The organism is Kitasatospora purpeofusca, from assembly GCF_000718025.1.
GTDB lineage: Bacteria > Actinomycetota > Actinomycetes > Streptomycetales > Streptomycetaceae > Kitasatospora > Kitasatospora purpeofusca.
Window position 1 is genome coordinate 64,730 of record NZ_JODS01000018.1, and the last position, 18,575, is coordinate 83,304.

Annotated in this window: 15 protein-coding genes; 6 read left to right on the forward strand and 9 right to left on the reverse strand. The window is 74.2% G+C overall.

Annotated elements, in window-relative coordinates:
- Positions 1-282 precede the first annotated feature (282 nt).
- The gene (locus IF01_RS0124100; RefSeq protein ID WP_030395611.1) at positions 283-999 is read right to left on the reverse strand and encodes a hypothetical protein; all 717 of its coding nucleotides are present in this window, start codon (positions 997-999) and stop codon (positions 283-285) included.
- A gap of 161 nt (positions 1,000-1,160) precedes the next feature.
- Between IF01_RS0124100 and IF01_RS0124105 the strand changes: the two genes are divergently transcribed.
- The 5 genes from IF01_RS0124105 (at position 1,161) to IF01_RS0124125 (ending at position 6,980) form a co-directional block, all read left to right on the forward strand.
- Positions 1,161-2,495 carry a type III PLP-dependent enzyme domain-containing protein gene (locus IF01_RS0124105; RefSeq protein WP_051756093.1) on the forward strand — a complete coding sequence of 445 codons (1,335 nt, stop codon included), beginning with the start codon at positions 1,161-1,163 and terminating at the stop codon, positions 2,493-2,495.
- 208 nt (positions 2,496-2,703) lie between these two features.
- A complete protein-coding gene (locus tag IF01_RS0124110; protein WP_030395613.1) occupies positions 2,704-3,378 on the forward strand; it encodes a hypothetical protein in 675 nt (224 codons plus the stop codon).
- A gap of 158 nt (positions 3,379-3,536) precedes the next feature.
- Positions 3,537-4,496: a GlxA family transcriptional regulator gene (locus tag IF01_RS0124115; protein WP_030395614.1), complete on the forward strand. Its 960-nt coding sequence runs from the start codon at positions 3,537-3,539 to the stop codon at positions 4,494-4,496.
- A 262-nt stretch (positions 4,497-4,758) separates the two neighbouring features.
- Positions 4,759-5,757 carry a type I glyceraldehyde-3-phosphate dehydrogenase gene (gap, locus tag IF01_RS0124120; protein WP_030395615.1) on the forward strand — a complete coding sequence of 333 codons (999 nt, stop codon included), beginning with the start codon at positions 4,759-4,761 and terminating at the stop codon, positions 5,755-5,757.
- 203 nt (positions 5,758-5,960) lie between these two features.
- Complete coding sequence (locus tag IF01_RS0124125) at positions 5,961-6,980, forward strand: LLM class flavin-dependent oxidoreductase (protein ID WP_030395616.1); 1,020 nt, start codon at positions 5,961-5,963, stop codon at positions 6,978-6,980.
- 127 nt (positions 6,981-7,107) lie between these two features.
- On the opposite strand, the gene IF01_RS0124130 is transcribed toward IF01_RS0124125, so the two are convergent.
- From IF01_RS0124130 to IF01_RS0124145, 4 genes are all read right to left on the reverse strand, one after another.
- Positions 7,108-8,523, reverse strand: a complete 1,416-nt coding sequence (locus IF01_RS0124130) for an MFS transporter (protein ID WP_030395617.1) — start codon at positions 8,521-8,523, stop codon at positions 7,108-7,110.
- Entirely contained in the window at positions 8,520-9,326 is an 807-nt protein-coding gene (locus tag IF01_RS0124135; protein ID WP_051756095.1) for a glycerophosphodiester phosphodiesterase family protein, read from the reverse strand. Before IF01_RS0124135 ends, IF01_RS0124130 begins: the two co-directional genes overlap by 4 nt.
- Positions 9,327-9,643: 317 nt before the next feature.
- Positions 9,644-10,849, reverse strand: coding sequence for a cytochrome P450 (locus IF01_RS0124140; RefSeq protein WP_030395619.1), 1,206 nt, complete (start codon positions 10,847-10,849; stop codon positions 9,644-9,646).
- A gap of 109 nt (positions 10,850-10,958) precedes the next feature.
- Entirely contained in the window at positions 10,959-11,177 is a 219-nt protein-coding gene (locus tag IF01_RS0124145) for a ferredoxin (protein ID WP_030395620.1), read from the reverse strand.
- An 830-nt stretch (positions 11,178-12,007) separates the two neighbouring features.
- Here IF01_RS0124145 and IF01_RS0124150 point away from each other — a divergent pair.
- A complete protein-coding gene (locus IF01_RS0124150; protein WP_030395621.1) occupies positions 12,008-12,823 on the forward strand; it encodes a class I SAM-dependent methyltransferase in 816 nt (271 codons plus the stop codon).
- Between the two features lie 30 nt (positions 12,824-12,853).
- On the opposite strand, the gene IF01_RS0124155 is transcribed toward IF01_RS0124150, so the two are convergent.
- From IF01_RS0124155 to IF01_RS0124170, 4 genes are all read right to left on the reverse strand, one after another.
- The gene (locus tag IF01_RS0124155; RefSeq protein ID WP_030395622.1) at positions 12,854-14,644 is read right to left on the reverse strand and encodes an ABC transporter ATP-binding protein; all 1,791 of its coding nucleotides are present in this window, start codon (positions 14,642-14,644) and stop codon (positions 12,854-12,856) included.
- Positions 14,641-16,389, reverse strand: a complete 1,749-nt coding sequence (locus IF01_RS0124160) for an ABC transporter transmembrane domain-containing protein (RefSeq protein ID WP_030395623.1) — start codon at positions 16,387-16,389, stop codon at positions 14,641-14,643. Before IF01_RS0124160 ends, IF01_RS0124155 begins: the two co-directional genes overlap by 4 nt.
- A 199-nt stretch (positions 16,390-16,588) precedes the next feature.
- Positions 16,589-17,308, reverse strand: a complete 720-nt coding sequence (locus IF01_RS0124165; RefSeq protein ID WP_233290134.1) for a formyltransferase family protein — start codon at positions 17,306-17,308, stop codon at positions 16,589-16,591.
- 20 nt (positions 17,309-17,328) lie between these two features.
- The gene (locus IF01_RS0124170) at positions 17,329-18,561 is read right to left on the reverse strand and encodes a cytochrome P450 (protein WP_030395625.1); all 1,233 of its coding nucleotides are present in this window, start codon (positions 18,559-18,561) and stop codon (positions 17,329-17,331) included.
- Positions 18,562-18,575 lie beyond the last annotated feature (14 nt).

Consider the following 18,575-nt stretch of genomic DNA (forward strand, 5'->3'; position numbering starts at 1 on the left):
CGCCCCGCCCTCGGCCCTCTCCGGTGCCGAGGACCGCTGTCGCCCCGGGCGTGGTGATCGGGCGCGGTGTCCGGGCGCGGTGGTCGGGCGAGGTGATCGGCCAACTCCCCGACGTTTCCCCGCCGTCGCGGCACTCGGCAACCTCCCTCGACGCGCTCGCCCGCTACGGTGTGCCCCAGGCCCGGACACTGCTGCGGCTGCTCTCCTGCCCGGGCGCGGCGACCCCGGTCCCGGACGATCTGCGTCGCGGCGTCGTGCCCGCGGCGGCGGTCCCGGTCGGTCTCACATGTGGGCGCTGATCCGGCCGCCCGCCGTGAGCACGATGTACACGCCGTTGGCGACGGCGCCGGTGTCGTGCTGGTCGGCGTCGAGGGTGTCGTTCACGGCGTTGTCGAGGCCGAGGATCTGCGCCCGGTAGTGGAGTTCGCCGACCTTGGTGACCTTGGCCGTCCAGCCGCCGGCGAGCTTGAAGGTGCCCGGGCCCTGGTGGGCGCCGCCCATCCAGGAGTGGACCGTGCCGTCGACGGAGAGCACCACGAACATGTCGTTGGCGTCCAGACCGGCGTCGGCGTCCTTGGTCTCCAGGGTGGCCAGGACGGAGCCGCGGCTGAGGATCCTGGCGGTGTAGTTCTGGTTGCCGACCGGTTGGACCTCGGCCGTGCTGCCGTCCACCAGGGGGTAGCTGCGGCCCGGGGACTTCGGCTTGGCGGTCGGGGTGGTGGAGGGGGTGGTCGGCTTGGTGGTGGTGGGGGTGGCGACGGCGGTGGTGGGGACGGGAGCGGCGGTCGGCGGCGCGGTGGTGGCGGTCCCGGCGGGCGCGGGCGGCGCGGTGGTGGGCACGGTCGCGACGGGGGCGGCGGAGGCGGTGCCGCTCGCCGTCGCGGACGCGTCGGAGTCGGGGCCGCAGGCCGTCGCCACGGGCACGATCAGGGCGACCGTCAGGATCGCTCCCGCCAGCGTGCGGACGGTGGTCGGGCGGCGGGTCGCCTTGCGGGACATGGAGCTTCTCCTGAGCGGTGTGCTGGACGGCCGTGCGGCGCCGTGCACGATCGAACGTAGTGCGAACACTCGACGGAATCGCGCCTTCTGTGTCACCGGACTGCAACGCCTGGGGCAGACTGGGCCTCCGACCGTCCGACGAGCCAGGGGAGCAAAGAACCATGACGTTTCCTCACCCTGCCGTCGACCCGGTCGGTCCGGTCGACCCAACCGCCGCCGCCCGCCGTGAACGCGTGCTGCGGGAGGCCGTGCGGCACCGGCTGCTCGACCCCGAGGAGGCGCTGCTCGCCGCCTTCGTCGACCTCGACGGCGTGGCCGCGAGCGTCGCGGACCTCCGGGCGGCCTTCCCGGCCTCGCCCGAGGTGCTGCACACCTTCGCCGCCAAGGCGAACTGCCTGGTCCCGCTGCTGGCCCGGCTGCGCGAGCTGGGCATGGGCTGCGAGGTGGCCAGCCCCGGCGAGTTCGCCCAGGCGCTGGCGGCCGGCTTCGAGCCGGACCGGATCGTCCTCGACTCGCCCGCCAAGACCCGGCGGGAGCTGGCCGCGGCGCTGGAGCTGGGTGTCGCCGTCAACATCGACAACTGGCAGGAACTGGAACGCGTCGACGCCCTGGTGGGGGCCGGGACGCCCCGCTCCCGGATCGGGGTCCGGGTCAATCCGCAGATCGGCGGCGGCACCATCGGGGCGATGAGCACCGCCACCGCGACCTCCAAGTTCGGGATCGGCCTGGCCGACGAGGGCAACACGAAGCGGCTGGTCGAGGCGTTCCGCGAACGCCCCTGGCTGACCTGGGTCCATGTGCACGTCGGCTCCCAGGGCTGCCCGCTCGACCTCATGGCGGACGGCGTCGCCCGGGCCGTCGCCTTCGCGGAGCAGGTGAACGCCGAGCCGGGGCGCCGCCAGGTGGCGGGCATCGACCTCGGCGGCGGGCTGCCCGTCAACTTCGCCGACGACACCACCGCGCCCACCTTCGCCGGTTACGCCGAACTGCTGCGGGCCCGGGTGCCGGAACTGTTCGACGGCCGCTACCGGCTGGCCACCGAGTTCGGCCGCTCGCTGCTGGCCAAGAACGGGTTCACCGCCGCGTACGTCGAGTACACCAAGACCTCCGGCGGCCGGCGGATCGCCGTGACCCACGCCGGGGCCCAGGTCGCGACCCGCACGGTCTTCATGCCGGACGCCTGGCCGCTGCGGATCACCGCGCACCAACCCTCCGGCGCGCAGAAGGACGGCGCGCCGGTGCCGCAGGACGTCGCCGGGCCGTGCTGCTTCGCCGGGGACCTGGTCGCGGCGGGCCGCCCGCTGCCGCTGCTGGAGCCCGGCGACCTGGTCGCGCTGCTCGACACCGGCGCCTACTACGCGACGACCCACTTCCAGTACAACAGCCTGCCCGAGCCGGCGGTGCACGGCTTCACGGTGGACGCGGCGGGCGCGGTGCGGTTCGTGCCGCTGCGCCGGGCGCAGAGCGTCGACGAACTCCTCCGGCCGGTCGACTGACACCGCGGTCCAGTCACGATGGCGACGGTCGTGACGGTGCGTCAGAACAGCAGGCCGGAAGGGGGTTCCCGGACGGTGGCGGGCGGGTATCACCAACCCGCGGCCGCCGTCCCGGCCGCGGTGCAGACAGCCTCAGCATGTCGAAGGAGGCCTCGCCATGTCCGCCCACCCCCCTGCCGAAGCCCGGACCCCCGAAGGTCGCACCCCCGTGGATCCCGACCCCCGGGCCCAGGACGTCCGGACCGTGCGGCGCCTGCGCCTCGGCGTCGGTGTCCTCGGGTTCCTGCTGCCGATCGCCCTGCCGCTCGGCAACAGCCTCACCTCCGCCCGGATCGCGCTGCTCGACTCGATGAGCGCGTCCTACTACACCCATATGCGCAACGTCTTCGTCGGCGGACTGTGCGCCGTCGGCGTCTTCCTCATCTGCTACCGCCACGACCGCCGGGAGGACCGGCTGAGCTCGGTCGCCGGGGTGCTGGCGATCGGGGTGGCCCTGTTCCCCACCGAGCCGCCGTCCGTCCTGGTGCCGCACCCCAGCGGTGTCCAGACCACCGTGGGAATGCTCCATCTGGCCTTCGCGGCGGGCCTGTTCGGGGTGCTCGGGTACTTCTGCCTGCGGCTGTTCGCGGACTCCCCGGCGGCCGGCCGCCGCCGCCCGGCGCGCGACTGGGTGTACCTGGTCTGCGGCTGGGTGATCGTGGCCGGGGTGCTCACGGTCGCCGTGGCCGGGGTGCTGCACCTGGCCCGGGACTGGCCGCTGACCCTGCCCTACCTCGGCGAGGCGGTGTCGGTGTTCGCCTTCGGCGTGGCCTGGCTGGTGAAGAGCGAGGCCGTCCCGGCCCTTCTGCCCCGCACCGCCCGTCCGGCCGCCGCCACGCCCTGAGCGGACCGGACCGGACCGGACCGGGGCGCCACGCCCTGACCGGACCGGCGCCGCGAACGCAACGCCCGGGCTGATGGCAGGATGCTTGCGGTCGGTACCGTACCGGCCGGGGCGCGCCGCGGAGCCCGGGTCGACCGCGGGGGAGTGGAGGCGGCCCGATGGGTCGAGGCAAGCACCGGGTCGCCGTGCTGGTACTGGAGGGGGCGAAGCCGCTGGACGTGGGCATCCCCGCGCAGGTGTTCTCCAGCCGGCCGAGCATGCCGTACACGGTCCGGGTCTGCGGTCCGGCGCCGGGCCTGGTGGCCGGCGGGGACGGCCTGTCGTACCACGTGGCCGAGGGGCTGGAGGCGGTGGAGCACGCGGACACCGTATTCGTCCCCGGCTACCGCGACCCGGCGACCACCGCGCCGCCGGCCGCCGTCGTCGAGGCACTGGTGGCAGCCCACGCCCGGGGCGCCCGGCTGGCGGCCATCTCGACCGGGGCCTTCGCCCTGGCCGCCACCGGGCTGCTCGACGGCCGACGGGCCACCACCCACTGGCACTACGCCAAGGCCCTGGCGGAGCGCCATCCGCAGATCCGGGTCGACGAGAACGTGCTGTTCGTCGACGAGGGCGCCGTGCTCACCTCGGCCGGCGCGGCCTCCGGCATCGACCTGTGCCTGCACCTGGTGCGGCGCGACCACGGGGTGGGCCTGTCGAACCATGTCGCCCGGCGGCTGGTGGCCGCGCCCTACCGCAGCGGCGGCCAGGCCCAGTACGTGCCGCGCAGCGTGCCCGAGCCGCTGGGCGACCTCTTCGCGGGCACCCGGGAGTGGGCGCTGGCGCACCTGGCCGAGCCGCTGACGCTGGAGGGCCTGGCCCGGCACGCGCGGGTCTCGGCGCGGACCTTCTCGCGGCGGTTCGTGGAGGACACCGGCTACACACCCATGCAGTGGGTGCTGCGGGCCCGGGTGGACCTCGCGCGGGAGCTGCTGGAGCGTACGGACCTGGGGGTGGAGCAGATCGCCGACCGGGTCGGGCTCGGCACCGGGGCGAACCTGCGGCTGCACTTCCACCGGGTGCTCGGCACCTCGCCCACCGAGTACCGGCACACCTTCGCGGCCCGCGCCGAGGGCTGAGCGGAAGGCCGTGCCGAGGACCGGGCGGAGGGCCGTGCCGAGGACCGGGCGGAGGGCTGAGCGAACACCGGAACGGCCGTGGCGGGATCCTTGCGACCGTTGGCCGGGAGTCTGGCGTGATCCTTGCGGACCATGTCGATCCAGCCCCTGTCCGACCCGCGTCGGAGTCCCGATCATGGATGTGTCAGCACACGACGGAACGCCCCGGGACCACCACCCCGGAGCACCCCGGCACCGCCCGGAACCGCAGAGGGAGCCCTCCATGACCCGCATCGCCATCAACGGGTTCGGCCGCATCGGCCGCAACAGCCTGCGCGCCCTGGTGGAGCGCGGCAGCGAGCTGGAGGTGGTCGCGGTCAACGACCTCGCCCCCATCGACTCGCTCGCCCACCTGCTCCGCTTCGACAGCGCGCTCGGCCGCTTCCGCCACCCGGTCGCCGTCGAGGGGGACGAGCTGGTCGTCGCCGGCAACCGGATCAAGGTGCTCGCCGAGCGCGACCCCGAGGCCCTGCCGTGGGCCGAGCTCGGCGTCGACCTCGTCCTGGAGGCCACCGGCCGCTTCACCTCCGCGGACGCCGCCCGCGCCCACCTGAAGGCCGGCGCCGCCAAGGTCCTGGTGAGCGCCCCGTCCGACGGCGCGGACGTCACCCTGGCCTACGGCGTGAACACCGCGGACTACGACCCGGCCTCGCACGTGATCGTCTCCAACGCCTCCTGCACCACCAACGCGCTCGCCCCGCTGGCCGCCGTGCTGGACGAGCTGGCCGGCATCGAGCACGGCTTCATGACCACCGTTCACGCCTACACCCAGGAGCAGAACCTCCAGGACGGGCCGCACCGCGACCTGCGCCGGGCCCGCGCCGCCGGCGTCAACATCGTGCCGACCACCACCGGCGCCGCCAAGGCGATCGGCCTGGTCCTGCCGCAGCTCGACGGCAAGCTGTCCGGCGACTCGATCCGGGTCCCGGTCCCGGTCGGCTCGATCGTCGAGCTGAACACCACGGTCGAGCGCGAGGTCACCCTCGACGAGGTGCTCGCCGCCTACCGCGCCGCCGCCGACGGCCCGCTCAAGGGCATCCTCGACTACGCGGACGAGCCGCTGGTCTCCGGCGACATCACCGGCGAGGCCGCGTCCTCGATCTTCGACGCCGCGCTCACCCGGGTCGACGGCCGCCACGTCAAGGTGGTCGCCTGGTACGACAACGAGTGGGGCTTCTCCAACCGCGTGATCGACACCCTGGAACTGCTCGCCCGCGGCTGACCGCTCTCCGCCGGCAGGGGCCGCTCCGGGACCTCCCCGGGGCGGCCCCTGCCGTTCGAGAACGGCGGAGTGACAGGGATGTTGCGCCCGATGACGAATCCCCGGCAGCCCTTGAGCACCCCCGGCCGGTGTGTGACGGTGGACGGCACGCCGCCCGGCCGGTCACCGTCGGCGCCCGGGGGCGCCGAGGAAAGAGGACACCGGTGCCGTCGCACGCGAAGCCCCTGCGCAGGCTGGGATTCCTGACCATCGGACTGTTCGACCCCGCCGACCCGGCCCAGGGGCACGAGCAGACCCTGCGGCTCGTCGAACTCGGCGAGCAACTGGGCTTCGACAGCGCCTGGGTGCGCCACCGCCACCTCCAGTACGGCATATCCTCGCCGGTCGCGGTGCTCGCGGCCGCCACCCAGCGCACCAGCCGGATCGAGCTGGGCACGGCCGTGATCCCGGTCGGCTGGGAGAACCCGCTGCGCCTCGCGGAGGACCTCGCCACCACCGACCTGCTGTCCGGCGGCCGGCTCAACCCGGGCGTCAGCGTCGGCCGCCCCGGCCACTGGGAGCAGGTGTCCGGCGCGCTGTACCCGGACACCGCCGAGGCCGAGGACTTCGGCTACGAGCGGGTCCGCCGGCTGCTGGGCTTCCTGCGCGGCGAGCCGGCCACCGACTTCAGCGGCGTCGAGGGCATCGAGGTCTACTCGGACCGGGTCCAGCCGGTCTCGCCCGGCCTGGCCGACCGCCTCTGGTACGGCGGGGGCAGCCTGCGCTCCGCCCGCTGGGCCGGCGAGCAGGGGCTCTCGCTGCTCACCAGCAACGTGGTGCGCGCCGAGGAGGCGGAGGACTTCGCCGAGATCCAGCGCTCGCAGATCGCCGCCTTCCGCGCGCACCATCCGCTGGGCGCCGCGGCCCGGGTCTCCCAGGGGCTGGTGGTGATCCCCACCGACAGCGCCACCCCCGAGCAGCGGGCGCGCTACGAGGAGTACGTCCGGGCCCGGACGCCGCGGACCGCCACCCCGCAGGGGCCGGCGCGCGTCATGTTCGCCCGGGACCTGGTCGGCCCGTCCGCCGCGATCGCCGAGCAGCTGTCCGCCCACGCGGGCTTCCGCGAGGTGGACGAGGTGGTCTTCGCGCTCCCGTTCACCTTCGGCCACGAGGACTACGTCCAGATCCTCACCGACATCGCCACCCACCTGGCCCCGGCGCTCGGCTGGAAGCCGACCCTCTGACCGGCCGACCCGTGACCGGCCGGCCCTCTGGCCGGCCGACACTCGGTACAGGGCAGAACGGGGCGGGGGCTCTCGCAGCCCCCGCCCCGTTCCGGTGCGGTTCTGTTCCGTTCGTTCCCGGGTGCGGTCAGAGCCGCTCGGGCACCGGGTTGCCGACCGCCTCGATCGCGCGCCGGACGGGGACCTTCAGCAGCACGGCGAAGCCGATCACGAAGAACACCAGCAGCGAGATGATCGCCGAGCGGTAGCTGCCGGTGATCTGGTAGGCCAGGCCGAAGACCAGCGGGCCCATCCAGCTGGTGCCGCGGTCGCTGACCTTGTAGACGCTGAAGTACTCGGCCTCCCGGCCGGCCGGGATCATGTGCGAGAACAGCGAGCGGGACAGCGCCTGGCTGCCGCCGAGCACCAGGCCGATCATGCAGGCCAGCGCGTAGAACCAGGCGGGCTGGTGGGCCGGCATGAAGTAGCCGAGCGCGAGGGTCACCACCCAGCCGACCAGCGAGCCGAGGATGGTGCTCTTGGCGCCGAAGCGGTGCGCGATCCGGCCGAGCAGCAGCGCGCCGCCGATCGCCACTATCTGCACCAGCAGCACGGCGACGACCAGCGAGGTCTGGTCCATGCCCAGCTCCTCGCTGCCGTACAGCGAGGCCTGCGAGACGACGGTCTGGATGCCGTCGTTGTAGCAGAGGAAGGCGCCCAGGTAGAGCAGGGTCAGCGGGTAGCGGCGCATGCCGCGCAGGGTGCGGCCGAGTTCGCGCAGGCTCCCGGCGGCCGGCTCGGCGTCCTTGCCGTCCGCGGCGCCGCCGTCGCGCGCCGCGGGCACCCCGGGCTGCCCCGGGAGCACACCGGCGCGCGAGGGCAGGCGGAGCAGCGGCACCAGGGTGAAGATCGCCCACCACAGCCCCGCCGAGGCCAGGCAGATCCGCACGGCGGTGCCGGAGGACAGCCCGAACGCGTCGTGGCCCTGGAACAGCGCCAGGTTCGCGATCAGCAGCAGGCCGCCGCCCGCGTAGCCGTAGGCCCAGCCCTTGGAGGACACCTTGTCCCGCTCGTCGGGCGAGGCCAGACCGGGGAGGTAGGCGTAGGAGAGCGCGACCGACACCGCGTAGGCGATGTTCGCGACCACCAGCAGGCCGCCGCCGAGCAGGTAGCGGTCGCCGCCGAGGAAGAACATGCCCATCGTCGCGGCCGAGCCGACGTACGCGGCGCCGCACATCAGCTCCTTGTGCCGCCCGGTGCGGTCCGCGACCGTGCCGAGCAGCAGCATCGCGCCGACCGACAGCAGCACCGAGAACGACACCGTGTACGGGAAGAACGAGCCCGCCCGGATCGACAGGCCGAGCGGGTGCACATTGCCCTGGGCGTCGGCCGCCTCCTTGGCGATGGAGGTCAGGTACGGCCCGAGGAACACGGTGAGGACGGTGGCGGAGAAGGCCGCGTTGGCCCAGTCGTTGATGTACCAGCCGAACTGCATGCGGCGCAGCGCGCGGCCGTCGTCGGTGGCGGTCGCCGGATGCTCCGGCAGGTCGGTCGCGGTGCTCATGGGGTGGTTCCTATCACCGTGCTGGAGCCGTTGCCGCCGTGGGGCCAGCATCCGCGCTCGCGGAGGACATCGCGCAGGACGTCGATGCGATCGGCCATGATGCCATCCACACCCAGGTCGAGGAGAGCCCGGATCCGTGTGGCGTCGTCCACAGTCCAGACGTGAACCTGCAGGCCCAGGCGTTGCGCGGCCCGGACGAAGGCCCGGTCGACCACCCGGACCCCCTTGTGCCGCTCGGGCACCTGGGCGCAGGTCCCGGCCCACGGCGCCCCGCCGCCGCGCCCGAGCGGCCCGGCCAGTGAGCGCAGCCGCAGCCGGGCGACCTCGCGCGGGCCGAGCGAGGTGGCCAGCCGGGGTCCGGCGGCGGCCCGTACGGCGGCGAGCCGGGCGTCGGAGAAGCCGCCGACGCAGACCCGGTCCCAGGCCCCGGTCCGGCGCACCGCCTCGACCAGCGGGCCGACGGCGGGCGCCGCCTTGACGTCGATGTTGAAGCGGGCCTCGGGGAACGCGTCGAGCAGGTCCTCCAGCAGCGGTACCGGTTCGGTGCCGCCGATCCTGGCCTCCCGGACGGTGCGCCACGGCAGTTCGGCGAGTACCCCGGTGCGGTCGGTGACCCGGTCGAGCCGGCTGTCGTGGAACGCCACCAGGACGCCGTCGGCGGTGGCGTGGACGTCCGTCTCCAGGTACCGGTACCCGAGCGCGACGGCGGCCTCGAACGCGGCCAGCGAGTTCTCCGGCCGCCCGAGGTCACCACCCCGGTGCGCGAAGGCGAGCGGCCCCGGGTGGTCGAGGAAGGGGTGCATGACGTGCTCCGAGCTGCTGGAATCGGTCACCGCCGGGCCTGCCGGCCCCGCGCGCGTTACATTGTGACACTTGTCGTCAAGATGTAACGGAGTGGGGGCTCGGCGTCGTCGGGGCGGCCGGCTCCCGCGCTTTGCAAAGCCGCACACTTTGCAAAGTCCCGCACTTTGCAAAGTGCGGGACTTTGCAAAGTGCGGGTACGGCGCCGCCCGCTGCCCCCGGTCGCAACGACGGGGCGGCGGGCGGACTGCACGCAGTTCGGGCCGGTACCGGAGAGGATCCGTGTCCCGCGGACAAGGAGTTCTCCGTCGGGCCCCGCTCACCAGGTGACGGGCAGTGACCGCATCCCGTAGATGAACGACTCGGTACGGAACGCGCGCTCGCCGGCGGGCCGCAGCTCCGGCAGCCGGCGGAACAGCGTCTCCAGGGCGATCTGGAGTTCGGCGCGGGCCAGCGGCTGGCCCAGGCACTGGTGCACGCCGAAGCCGAACGCCAGTTGCCGCCGGGCGTCCCGGTGCAGGTCCAGCTCGTCCGTCGCCCGACGGCCGGCGCCGCCGAACACCGCCTCGTCCCGGTTGGCGGTGGAGAGCATCGCCATCACGCCCTCCCCGGCCCGGACGGTGACGCCGCCCAGCTCCACGTCCTCCAGCGCGACCCGGGGCAGGCCGGTGTGCACGATGGTCAGCAGCCGCAACAGCTCCTCCACCGCGCCCGGCAGGGTGGCCGGGTCGGCCAGGCCGGGGATCTGCTCGGGGTGGTCCAGCAGCAGCGCGGTCGACAGCGCGATCATGTTCGCGGTCGTCTCGTGCCCGGCGACAAGCAGCAGCACGCCCATGGCGGCCGCGTCCTCCGCGCTCAGGTCGTCCCGCGCCGCGAGTCGGCTGAGGACGTCGTCCTCCGGCTGTGCGCGCTTGCGGGTGGTGAGGTCGCGCAGGTACTCCAGGACCCCCTCCTGGGCCTCCCGGAGCTGCTCCACGGTGCTCTCCCGGCTGAGCATCGTGCGGCTCAGGCTCTGGAAGCGGTCGTGGTCCTCGTACGGCACGCCGAGCAGCAGGCAGATCACCAGCGAGGGCACCGGCAGCGCGAAGTCGGTGACCAGGTCGGCCGTGGTCCGGCCCGCGGTCATCCGGTCCAGCGCCTCGTCCACGATCCGCTGGATCTCCGGGCGCAGCTCCTCCACCCGCTTGACCAGGAATTCCCCGGTGAGCATGCGGCGCTGGCGGGCGTGCTCGGGGTCGTCGAGCCGCAGGAAGTCCGGATTGTCGGTGATCAGCTCGCGAGCGCCGGCGACCAGCAGCGGGAAGGCCGGGTGGCGAATGTCGGCACTGAACCGGCGGTCGGACAGCACGGTGCGGACCTCGGCGAAGCCGGTGACCAGCCAGCAGAGGTCGCCGTCGGGCAGCTTCGCCCTGGTCATCGGCCCGGTGGCGGCGGCCTCGGGGTACGCGGGCGGCGGGCCGAACGGGCAGCCGCCGGAGTGCGGGGCCGGCAGTGCGAGGACGGGGGTGGTGGGTGCGGTGGTCAAGGCGGGCGTCTCCTCGCGTCGCGGGTGTTCTCGTGGGGTTCGGTGCCAGGGAGGGCTCCAGGAGGCCTGCGGGGCCTGTGCGGCCTGCGGGGTCGTCGGCGGGGGTCCGTCAGGCCCCGGTCCGCGCGGGTCCGTCCCCGGTGACGGTGATCGCCCGGCCCGGGCAGAGCTCGGCGGCGAGTCTGACGTCGTCGAACTGCTCCGGCGGCACGACGGTCTGACGGAGCATCACCAGACTGTCCCGGTCGTCCTGGTCGAAGACCTCGGGGGCGTTCGTCACACACATGCCGGAGCTGCAGCAGCGGTCCCGGTCGACGCTCACCTGCATGTCGGGCACCTTTCGCCAGGGCGGCGCCGACTGCCCGGCGGCCGCCTCTCGTTGTCACGGTCAACCTAGCCATCACTGGTCCGTTCACGGAGGGGCACGGTGGCCGGATCGAGAATGGCCGATTCGGCCCCTGTGCGTGAACCCCCGTCGCGGCGCAGTGCGTCTCTCCCCGCGGTACTTCGCCGGACGGGTCGGCGGACCCGGCCGCGCGGACGGCCTCACAGGCCATCGGCGCTGGCCAACTCCCTTGCGGAGGTCACCGTGTCGGCCTCGGCGGCACTCCGGTCCGGCCGGCAGCGCACCACCCGGGCAAGCCGCAGGGCAGGCCCGGCAGGCCCGGCGGGGCAGCGGGGCTGCCCCGGAGGTCGTCGAAGGCGACCTCGACGACCAGTTCCGGCCGGACCGCCGCCGTTCGGGCGTCCCGCCCGGTCTCCCGGGCGGGCGACTCGGCGTTCTGCCGCCCGAGCGTCCGGTCGGTTGGCCCCGAAGGTCCTGCCGAGTACCACCCACGGCCGAGTGCGGGACGGCTCGTCCGGCAGGTGACCAGGATTCGAACTCGCGAGTGGCTGCCCCGAGCGCTTTCCGTGCGGGCGGCTTTGCGAAGGGCGGGATCCGGCCGCCCGCGGGTCGGGCCGGGGCAGGTCGGGCGAGGTGCGGGTGGTTGCGGAGCGGGCGGTGCGGCGCGCCTCGGGGGTGGGGAGCGGTGACGGGGGAGGATCGGCGGGGTGGCCGGCCGGGAGGGCCGGTCCGCAGGTCCCGTGAGCGAAAGGCCCTGCCGTGGAACTCTTCGACGAACCGCTGCCACCAGCCTCCGCACGGGGGGAGGGCTCATGACGGGGGACCGGCCGGGCGAAGGGCGCTACGGCGAGGCGGTGTTCCGGCCGGAGCAGGCGGGCGAGGGCGAGCGGATCGACTTCGGCGCCCTCGCCTACGACGAGGTCACCATGGCCCGGCTGCACGCCCTCGGGGTCGGCCCCGGGTGGCGCTGCCTCGACATCGGGGCCGGCACCGGCACGGTCTCCCGCCGGCTGCTTGACGAGGCCGGGGTGGCGGAAGTGCTGGCCGTGGACCGCGATGTGCGCTTCCTCGCCGAGCGGGCCGTGCCCGGGCTGGAGGTGCGGGAGGCCGACATCACCGACCCGGACTTCGCCCCCGGCCGGTTCCGGCTGGTCCACGCGCGCTTCGTGCTGATGCACCTGCCCGACCGCGAGCGGCTGGTCCGGGCGCTGGCCCGACTCGTCGAGCCGGGCGGGGTGCTGGTGCTCAGCGACGCGGTCGACCTGACCGGCGACCGGGTGCCCCGCACCCCGTACAGCACGGCGATGCGGGCGATGTGGCAGGGGCTGCGCACCACCATCGGCACCGATGTCTCCCGGGTGCCGTCGTACCCGCAACTGCTGCGCGCGGCGGGGCTCGAACGGGTCGGCGCCGAGATCCACGTACCGCCGCTGCTGCCGGGCAGCCCGATCAGCCGGTTCTGGGCGGACACCTGGGAGCGGAGCCGGGCCGCGATGATCGCCACCGGCCTGGTCGACGACGCGGCGGTGGACGAGGCGATCCGCTACCTGGACTCCGAGGACTGCGCCGCGCTGGCGGCCGGCATGCTGACCGCCTGGGGGTACCGGCCCGCGGCCCGCCCGGCCTGACCGGGGCGCGCGTTCCCCGGCTGTGCGAGGTCAGCCGGTCCGGTCGCCGTGCCAGGAGCGCCACAGCCGGGCGTACGGACCGCCCTGCCGCACCAGTTGCTCGTGGCTTCCGGTCTCGGTGATCCGGCCGTCCTCCATCACCACGACGCGGTCGGCGTCGTGCGCGGTGTGCAGCCGGTGGGCGACGGCGACGACCGCGCGCCCCTCCAGCACGGCGGCCAGCGCCCGTTCCAACTGCCGTGCGGCGCGCGGGTCGAGGAGGGAGGTGGCCTCGTCCAGGACCACGGCGACCGGATCGCCCAGCACCAGCCGGGCGAGGGCCAGTTGCTGCGCCTGGATCGGCGAGAGCGGCGCTGCGCCCGAGCCCACCTCGGTGTCCGGGCCCAGTTCGCGGGCCCAGTCCCAGGCGTCGACCGCCTTCAGCGCGTGTTCGAGTTCGTGGTCCCCGGCGTCCGGCCGGGCGATCAGCAGGTTGTCCCGCAGGGTGCCGCGGAAGACATGGTGCTCCTGGGTCACCAGGGCGACCTGGCGCCGGAGTTCGGCCACCGGGAACGACGCCGTCGCGGTGCCGCCGATGGTGATGGAGCCGGCGGTGGGGGTGTGGAGTCCGGCCAGCAGTCCGGCGAGCGTGCTCTTCCCGGCGCCGGACGGGCCGACGACCGCGATCCGCTCCCCGGCCCGGACCGTCAGATCGACGGAGTGCAGCACGTTCCGGCCCTCCCGGTAGGCGTGCGACACGCCCTTCAGGACGATGTCCTTCCCGGCGCCCGGATCGCCCGGACCGCCCGGACCGCCCGGGCGGCCCGAGCTGCTCGCGCCCGACGCGGTCACGCCGCCCGCCTCGGAAGCGGGCCCGTGCACGCCCAGGATCCGGGCCAGCGAGGCCCCGCCGAGCTGCAGTTCGTCCATCCAGTACAGCAGCCGGTCCACCGGGCCGATGATCTGCTGCACGTACAGGGTGGCCGCCGTCACGGCCGCCAGGGAGACCCGGCCGTCGAGGTACAGCAGGCCGCCGATCAGCAGGGTGGCGACCACCGGCAGCACATAGCCGGTGTCGGCGATCGGCAGGTAGACGCTGCGCAGGTACAGCGTGCGGCGCTCGGCCGCGTAGGACTCGGCGATGTCCTCGTCGACCCGGGCGAAGCGGTGGTCGGCCAGCCGCAGCGCGTCCACGGTGCGCGCCCCGTCGACGGTCTCGCCGAGGCCCCCGGTGAGCCGGGCGTACGAGGCGTTCGCCCGCAGGTAGCCGGCCCGGGCCCGGCGCAGGTACCAGCTGGTCGACAGCCACAGGACGGGCACGGCGACCAGGCACGGCAGGACCAGCACCGGCGCGGTGAGGGCCACCGCGCCCAGCGTCAGCGCGACCGTGGCGAGCGCCACCAGGGTGTCGGGGACGGCGAGTTGCACGGTGCCGGTCAGGACGTCGATGTCCCGGGTGGTCCTGGTGATCAGCTCACCGGGGCCGGCCCGCTCCACCATGGCCAGGGGCAGGGCGAGCACCCGGTCGACGAACTCCTCGCGCAGCCGGGCGAGGACCTTCTCGCTCAGCCGCAGCGAGGCGAGCAGCGCGAAGCGGGTGAGGACGGCCTGGGCCACGACGGCGGCGCCGATCGTCAGCGCGGTGCCGGTGGCGCCGTCCACGCCGCCGCCCCGGCCCGCGTCCTCGACCAGTCCGCCGAGCAGTTTCGGCGCGACCAGCCCCGCCGCGGTGGCGAGGGCGTGCAGCAGCAGCGAGAACGAGAGCTGTCCCGGGTGCCGGAGGGCGAGGCGCCTGGCGTACGCGCGCACCTCGCGGGGTGTCGCGACGGGCAGGGCGCTCATGCCGTCGTCACCTCCCTGGTGACGACGGCGCGGTAGCGGGCGTCGGTGAGCAGTTCGCCGTGGCGGCCCTCGGCCACGACCGTGCCCTCCGCGACGAGGACCACGTGGTCGGCGCGGTCGAGCAGGATCGGGCTGGTCGTGAACACCACGGTCGAGCGGCCGCGCCGATGGGCGCCCAGCCGTTCGGCGATGCGGGCCTCGGTGTGGGCGTCGAGCGCGCCGGTCGGCTCGACCAGGACGAGTGTGTCCGGGTCCGCCGTCAGGGCCCGGACCAGGTTCAGCCGTTGCCGCTGGCCGCCGGAGAACTCCCGGCCGCCGGATATCTCCTGGCCGAGGCCCTCGGGCAGCGCCTCGACGACATCGTGGGCCGAGGCGGTGTCGAGCGCGCGCCGCAGCCGGTCGTCCGCACCGCCGTCGGCACCCAAGCCTGCTCCGCCGAACGCGCCTTCGCCCGCCCGCCCGTGCGGATCGAGCTGGCTGCCGAGACCGCCGGAGAACAGCCGGGCGTCGTGGTCCACGACCAGGATCCGGCGGCGCACCTCGGCGAGCGGGAACTCGGCCAGTGGGGTCCCGCCGAGGGTGACCGGGGAGTCCACGTACCGGCCGAGCCGGTCGGCCAGCAGCAGCATGTCGTCCGGGCGGTCGCAGGCCACGGCGACGAACCGGCCCGGTGGGATCTCCAGGCCCGAACCGGGGTCCCGCAGCGGCCCCCGCGCGGCCTCGGCGTCGAGGTCCCGGTCGCCCGAAGCGAGCCCCGGTTCCATCGCCAGGAGGTCGGTCACCATCCGGGCCGCGACGAACGCCCTGGTCAGCTGGTCGACCATGGAGGTCGCGCGGCGCAACTGCTCGGCGAGGAAGACGGCGTAGCCGTAGAAGGCGACCAGGGCCCCCGGGCTCATCCGGCCGGTGCCGACGAAGTGGGCCCCGAGCCACACGATCACGGTGACGAGGAGTCCGGGCAGCAGCAGCCGTCCGGCGGCCACGCCCGACTCCACGCCCGCGACCCGGACGCCCTCGTGGCGCACCCGCTGCGAGCGCTCGCGGTACCGGTCGGCGAAGACCCGCTCGCCGCCGATGCCGCGCAGGACCCGCAGGCCGTCGACGATGTCCACGGCGAGGTCCGCCAGCGCGCCCTGTTCCTTCCGCAGTTCGTGCTGCCTGGCGTGCAGCAGCCGCATCAGCGCGGCGACGGCCGCCGCCGACAGCGGTACGCCGACCAGGGCGACCAGGCCGAGCTGCCAGGAGACGGTCAGCATGACGCCGGCGACGACCGCGACGGACACCACGGCGCCGCCGCCGCGGGCGGTGCTCTCCAGGGCGGCGCCGATCCGGGTGATGTCCGTCGCGCCGACACTCACGACGGTGCCGGCGGAGACCCGTCGGGGCAGCTCCGCGCCCAGCTGGGCCGTCCTGCGGGTGACGAGCTGCATGGTGCGGTAGGCGGCGCCGAACCGGTTGGTCACCGAGCAGCGGTCGCGCAGGGTGCCGGTGACGGCCTGGACGACGCCGAGGCCGAGCACCACGGCACACCAGGCCACCAGCGCGCCCCGGTCCCCGGCGACGAGCCCCCGGTCGATCCCGCGGCCGATCGCGGCGGGCACGAAGGCCTGGGCCAGGGTGCAGAGCACGCCGTAGCCGACGGCGAGCACCGCGGAGGCGCGGTGGGCGGCCGCGAGCCACAGCAGGTAGCGGCCGGGGGAGCCGAGCGCGGGCTCGCCCGGGTCGGGTTCGGGGAAGGGGCGCATAGCGGGAATCGGGCTTTCGTGCCGAGGGTGAGGCCCCGGACCGGCCAGGCGCGGGCGCCCCGGTGACCAGCAGATGCTACGTCACATACCAACTGTGGGCGACCCTTTAAGACCTGATCCGTTCCCCACGCGGCCGGGGAAAGGTACGGCGGCCCCGCGCACGACAAGCGGTGCGCGGGGCCGCCCGGACCGCCGTGCCTCAGCGGTCGTGCAGTGCCCACCGGCCGCTCTCGACCCGGACCGTGTCGGTGCCCGGCAGGGCGATGAGCTCCGGCTTGAACAGCGGCGGCGCGTCCATCGCGGGCTCCCAGGTCGCCAGCCGCTCGTCCTGGGGCACCTCGATCCGCCGGTTCGCGGCCAGGTCGGCGACCACCTTCAGCAGCAGCCGCACCCCGAGCGGCGCCAGATGGTCCCGCCACAGGGTCTGCGGGGTCGAGCCCGGCGGCACCAGCAGGTGCTCCTGGGCCGCGAGCGGCCCGCCGTCCGTGCGCTCGGTGAGGTGGTAGACGCTGCCGCCGGTCACCTTGTCGCCGTCCCGCACCGTCCACCGGATCGCGTCCCGGCCCCGGTGCAGCGGCAGCAGGCTCGGGTGGTAGCCGATGGTCGCGACCGCCGCCCTGGCCCGGGTCCGGCGGCCGAGGAAGGCGTGCGAGTGCGCGGCGAGGATGATGTCCACCCCGTCCGGGATGTGCATCGCCCGCAGTTCCGCCGAATCCGTCCACGGGACGTCCCGGTGGTACGCCCAGGAGCGCAGCCGGTCCCAGGACATCGCGTCGCCCTCGTCGGACTTCCCCTTGCGGAGCCGGGGGGCGGCCGCGCCGACGATCTTGTGCCCCTCGTCCAGCAGGGCCTCCGCGACCTGGACCGCGAACGCCCCCTGACCTGACATGTAGATGTTCATCCGCACTCCTGCGCTCACTGATCGGATGGTGGCCGGCGTCAGCTGTCGGCGGCCTTCAGTCCGGAGGGGTCGGGGGTGAACCGCACCGGCATCGTGGAGAACCCGGTCAGGAAGTTCGACCGGATCCGCTGCGCCTCCTCGGTCTGCTCGAAGCCGGTGGTGAAGTCCCGCAGGGCGTTGAGCAGTTCGGCGATCTCCACCTTGGCCAGGTACGAGCCGACACAGAAGTGCGGACCGTAGCCGAAGGCCATGTGCTTGTTCGGCGCGCGGCCGAGGTCGAACTCCCCGGGCCGGTCGAAGACCCGCTCGTCCCGGTTCCCGGAGGCGTGCCAGAGGGTGACGATCTCGCCCGGCCGCAGCCGGACGCCGTGCAGTTCGGTCTCCCGCTCGACGCTGCGCCCGAAGTGCATGGTGGGCGAGGCCCAGCGCAGCACCTCGTCCACCGCCGTCCCGACCTCGACCTCGCCGTGCTTGAACCGCCGCCACTCGTCGGGCCGGGCCGCCAGGGTGTGGAGGCAGTCGATCATCGTCAGCCGGCTGGTCTCGTCGCCGCCGATGATCAGGCTGTAGCAGTTGAGCACCACGTCCTCGTCGGACAGCGGCACCCCGTCGATGGAACTGGCGATCAGCATGCTGATCACGTCCTCGCCCGGCGACTCGCGGCGCTCCTCGACGACGTCCATGAAGTACATCAGGATCTCGTTGCGGGCCATTTCGGAGTCGACCTCGTCGACGTCCTCGCCGTCCGCCGAGAGCGCCGCCTTGGTCAGGCTCAGCAGGTAGTCCCGGTCCTCCTCGGGCACCCCGAGCAGGCTGGAGATGGTGGTCATCGGGATCCGGCCGGCGATCTCCTCGGCGAACTCGCAGGTGCCGGCCTCGACCGCCTCCCGGATCCACAGCCGGGTGTTGGTCCGGACCGTGCGCGCGACCTCGTCGAGCACCCGCGGCGAGAGCACCCGCTGCAGGATCTTGCGCAGTTCGTGGTGCCGGTGCCCGTCGGTGACGGCCAGCATCCGGCCGGCCGCCGCGTCGCCGCCCTCCAGCAGGGTGACGAGCACATTGCCGCGCTCCGAGGTGAAGTTCACGTTGTCGCGGTAGGTGGCGATGATGTCCTCGTGGCGGGTCAGCACCCAGAACCCGCGCCGGCCGTCGACCGGCGGGTTCCAGTGCAGTGGCGCGCGGTCGCGCAGGGCGCGCCAGTACCCGTCGAGGTCGAGGGCGCGGTCGGCGAAGGTCGCCGGGTCGCCCAGGTCCACGGAGGCCGGGTCCATGTTGGCCAGGTCCA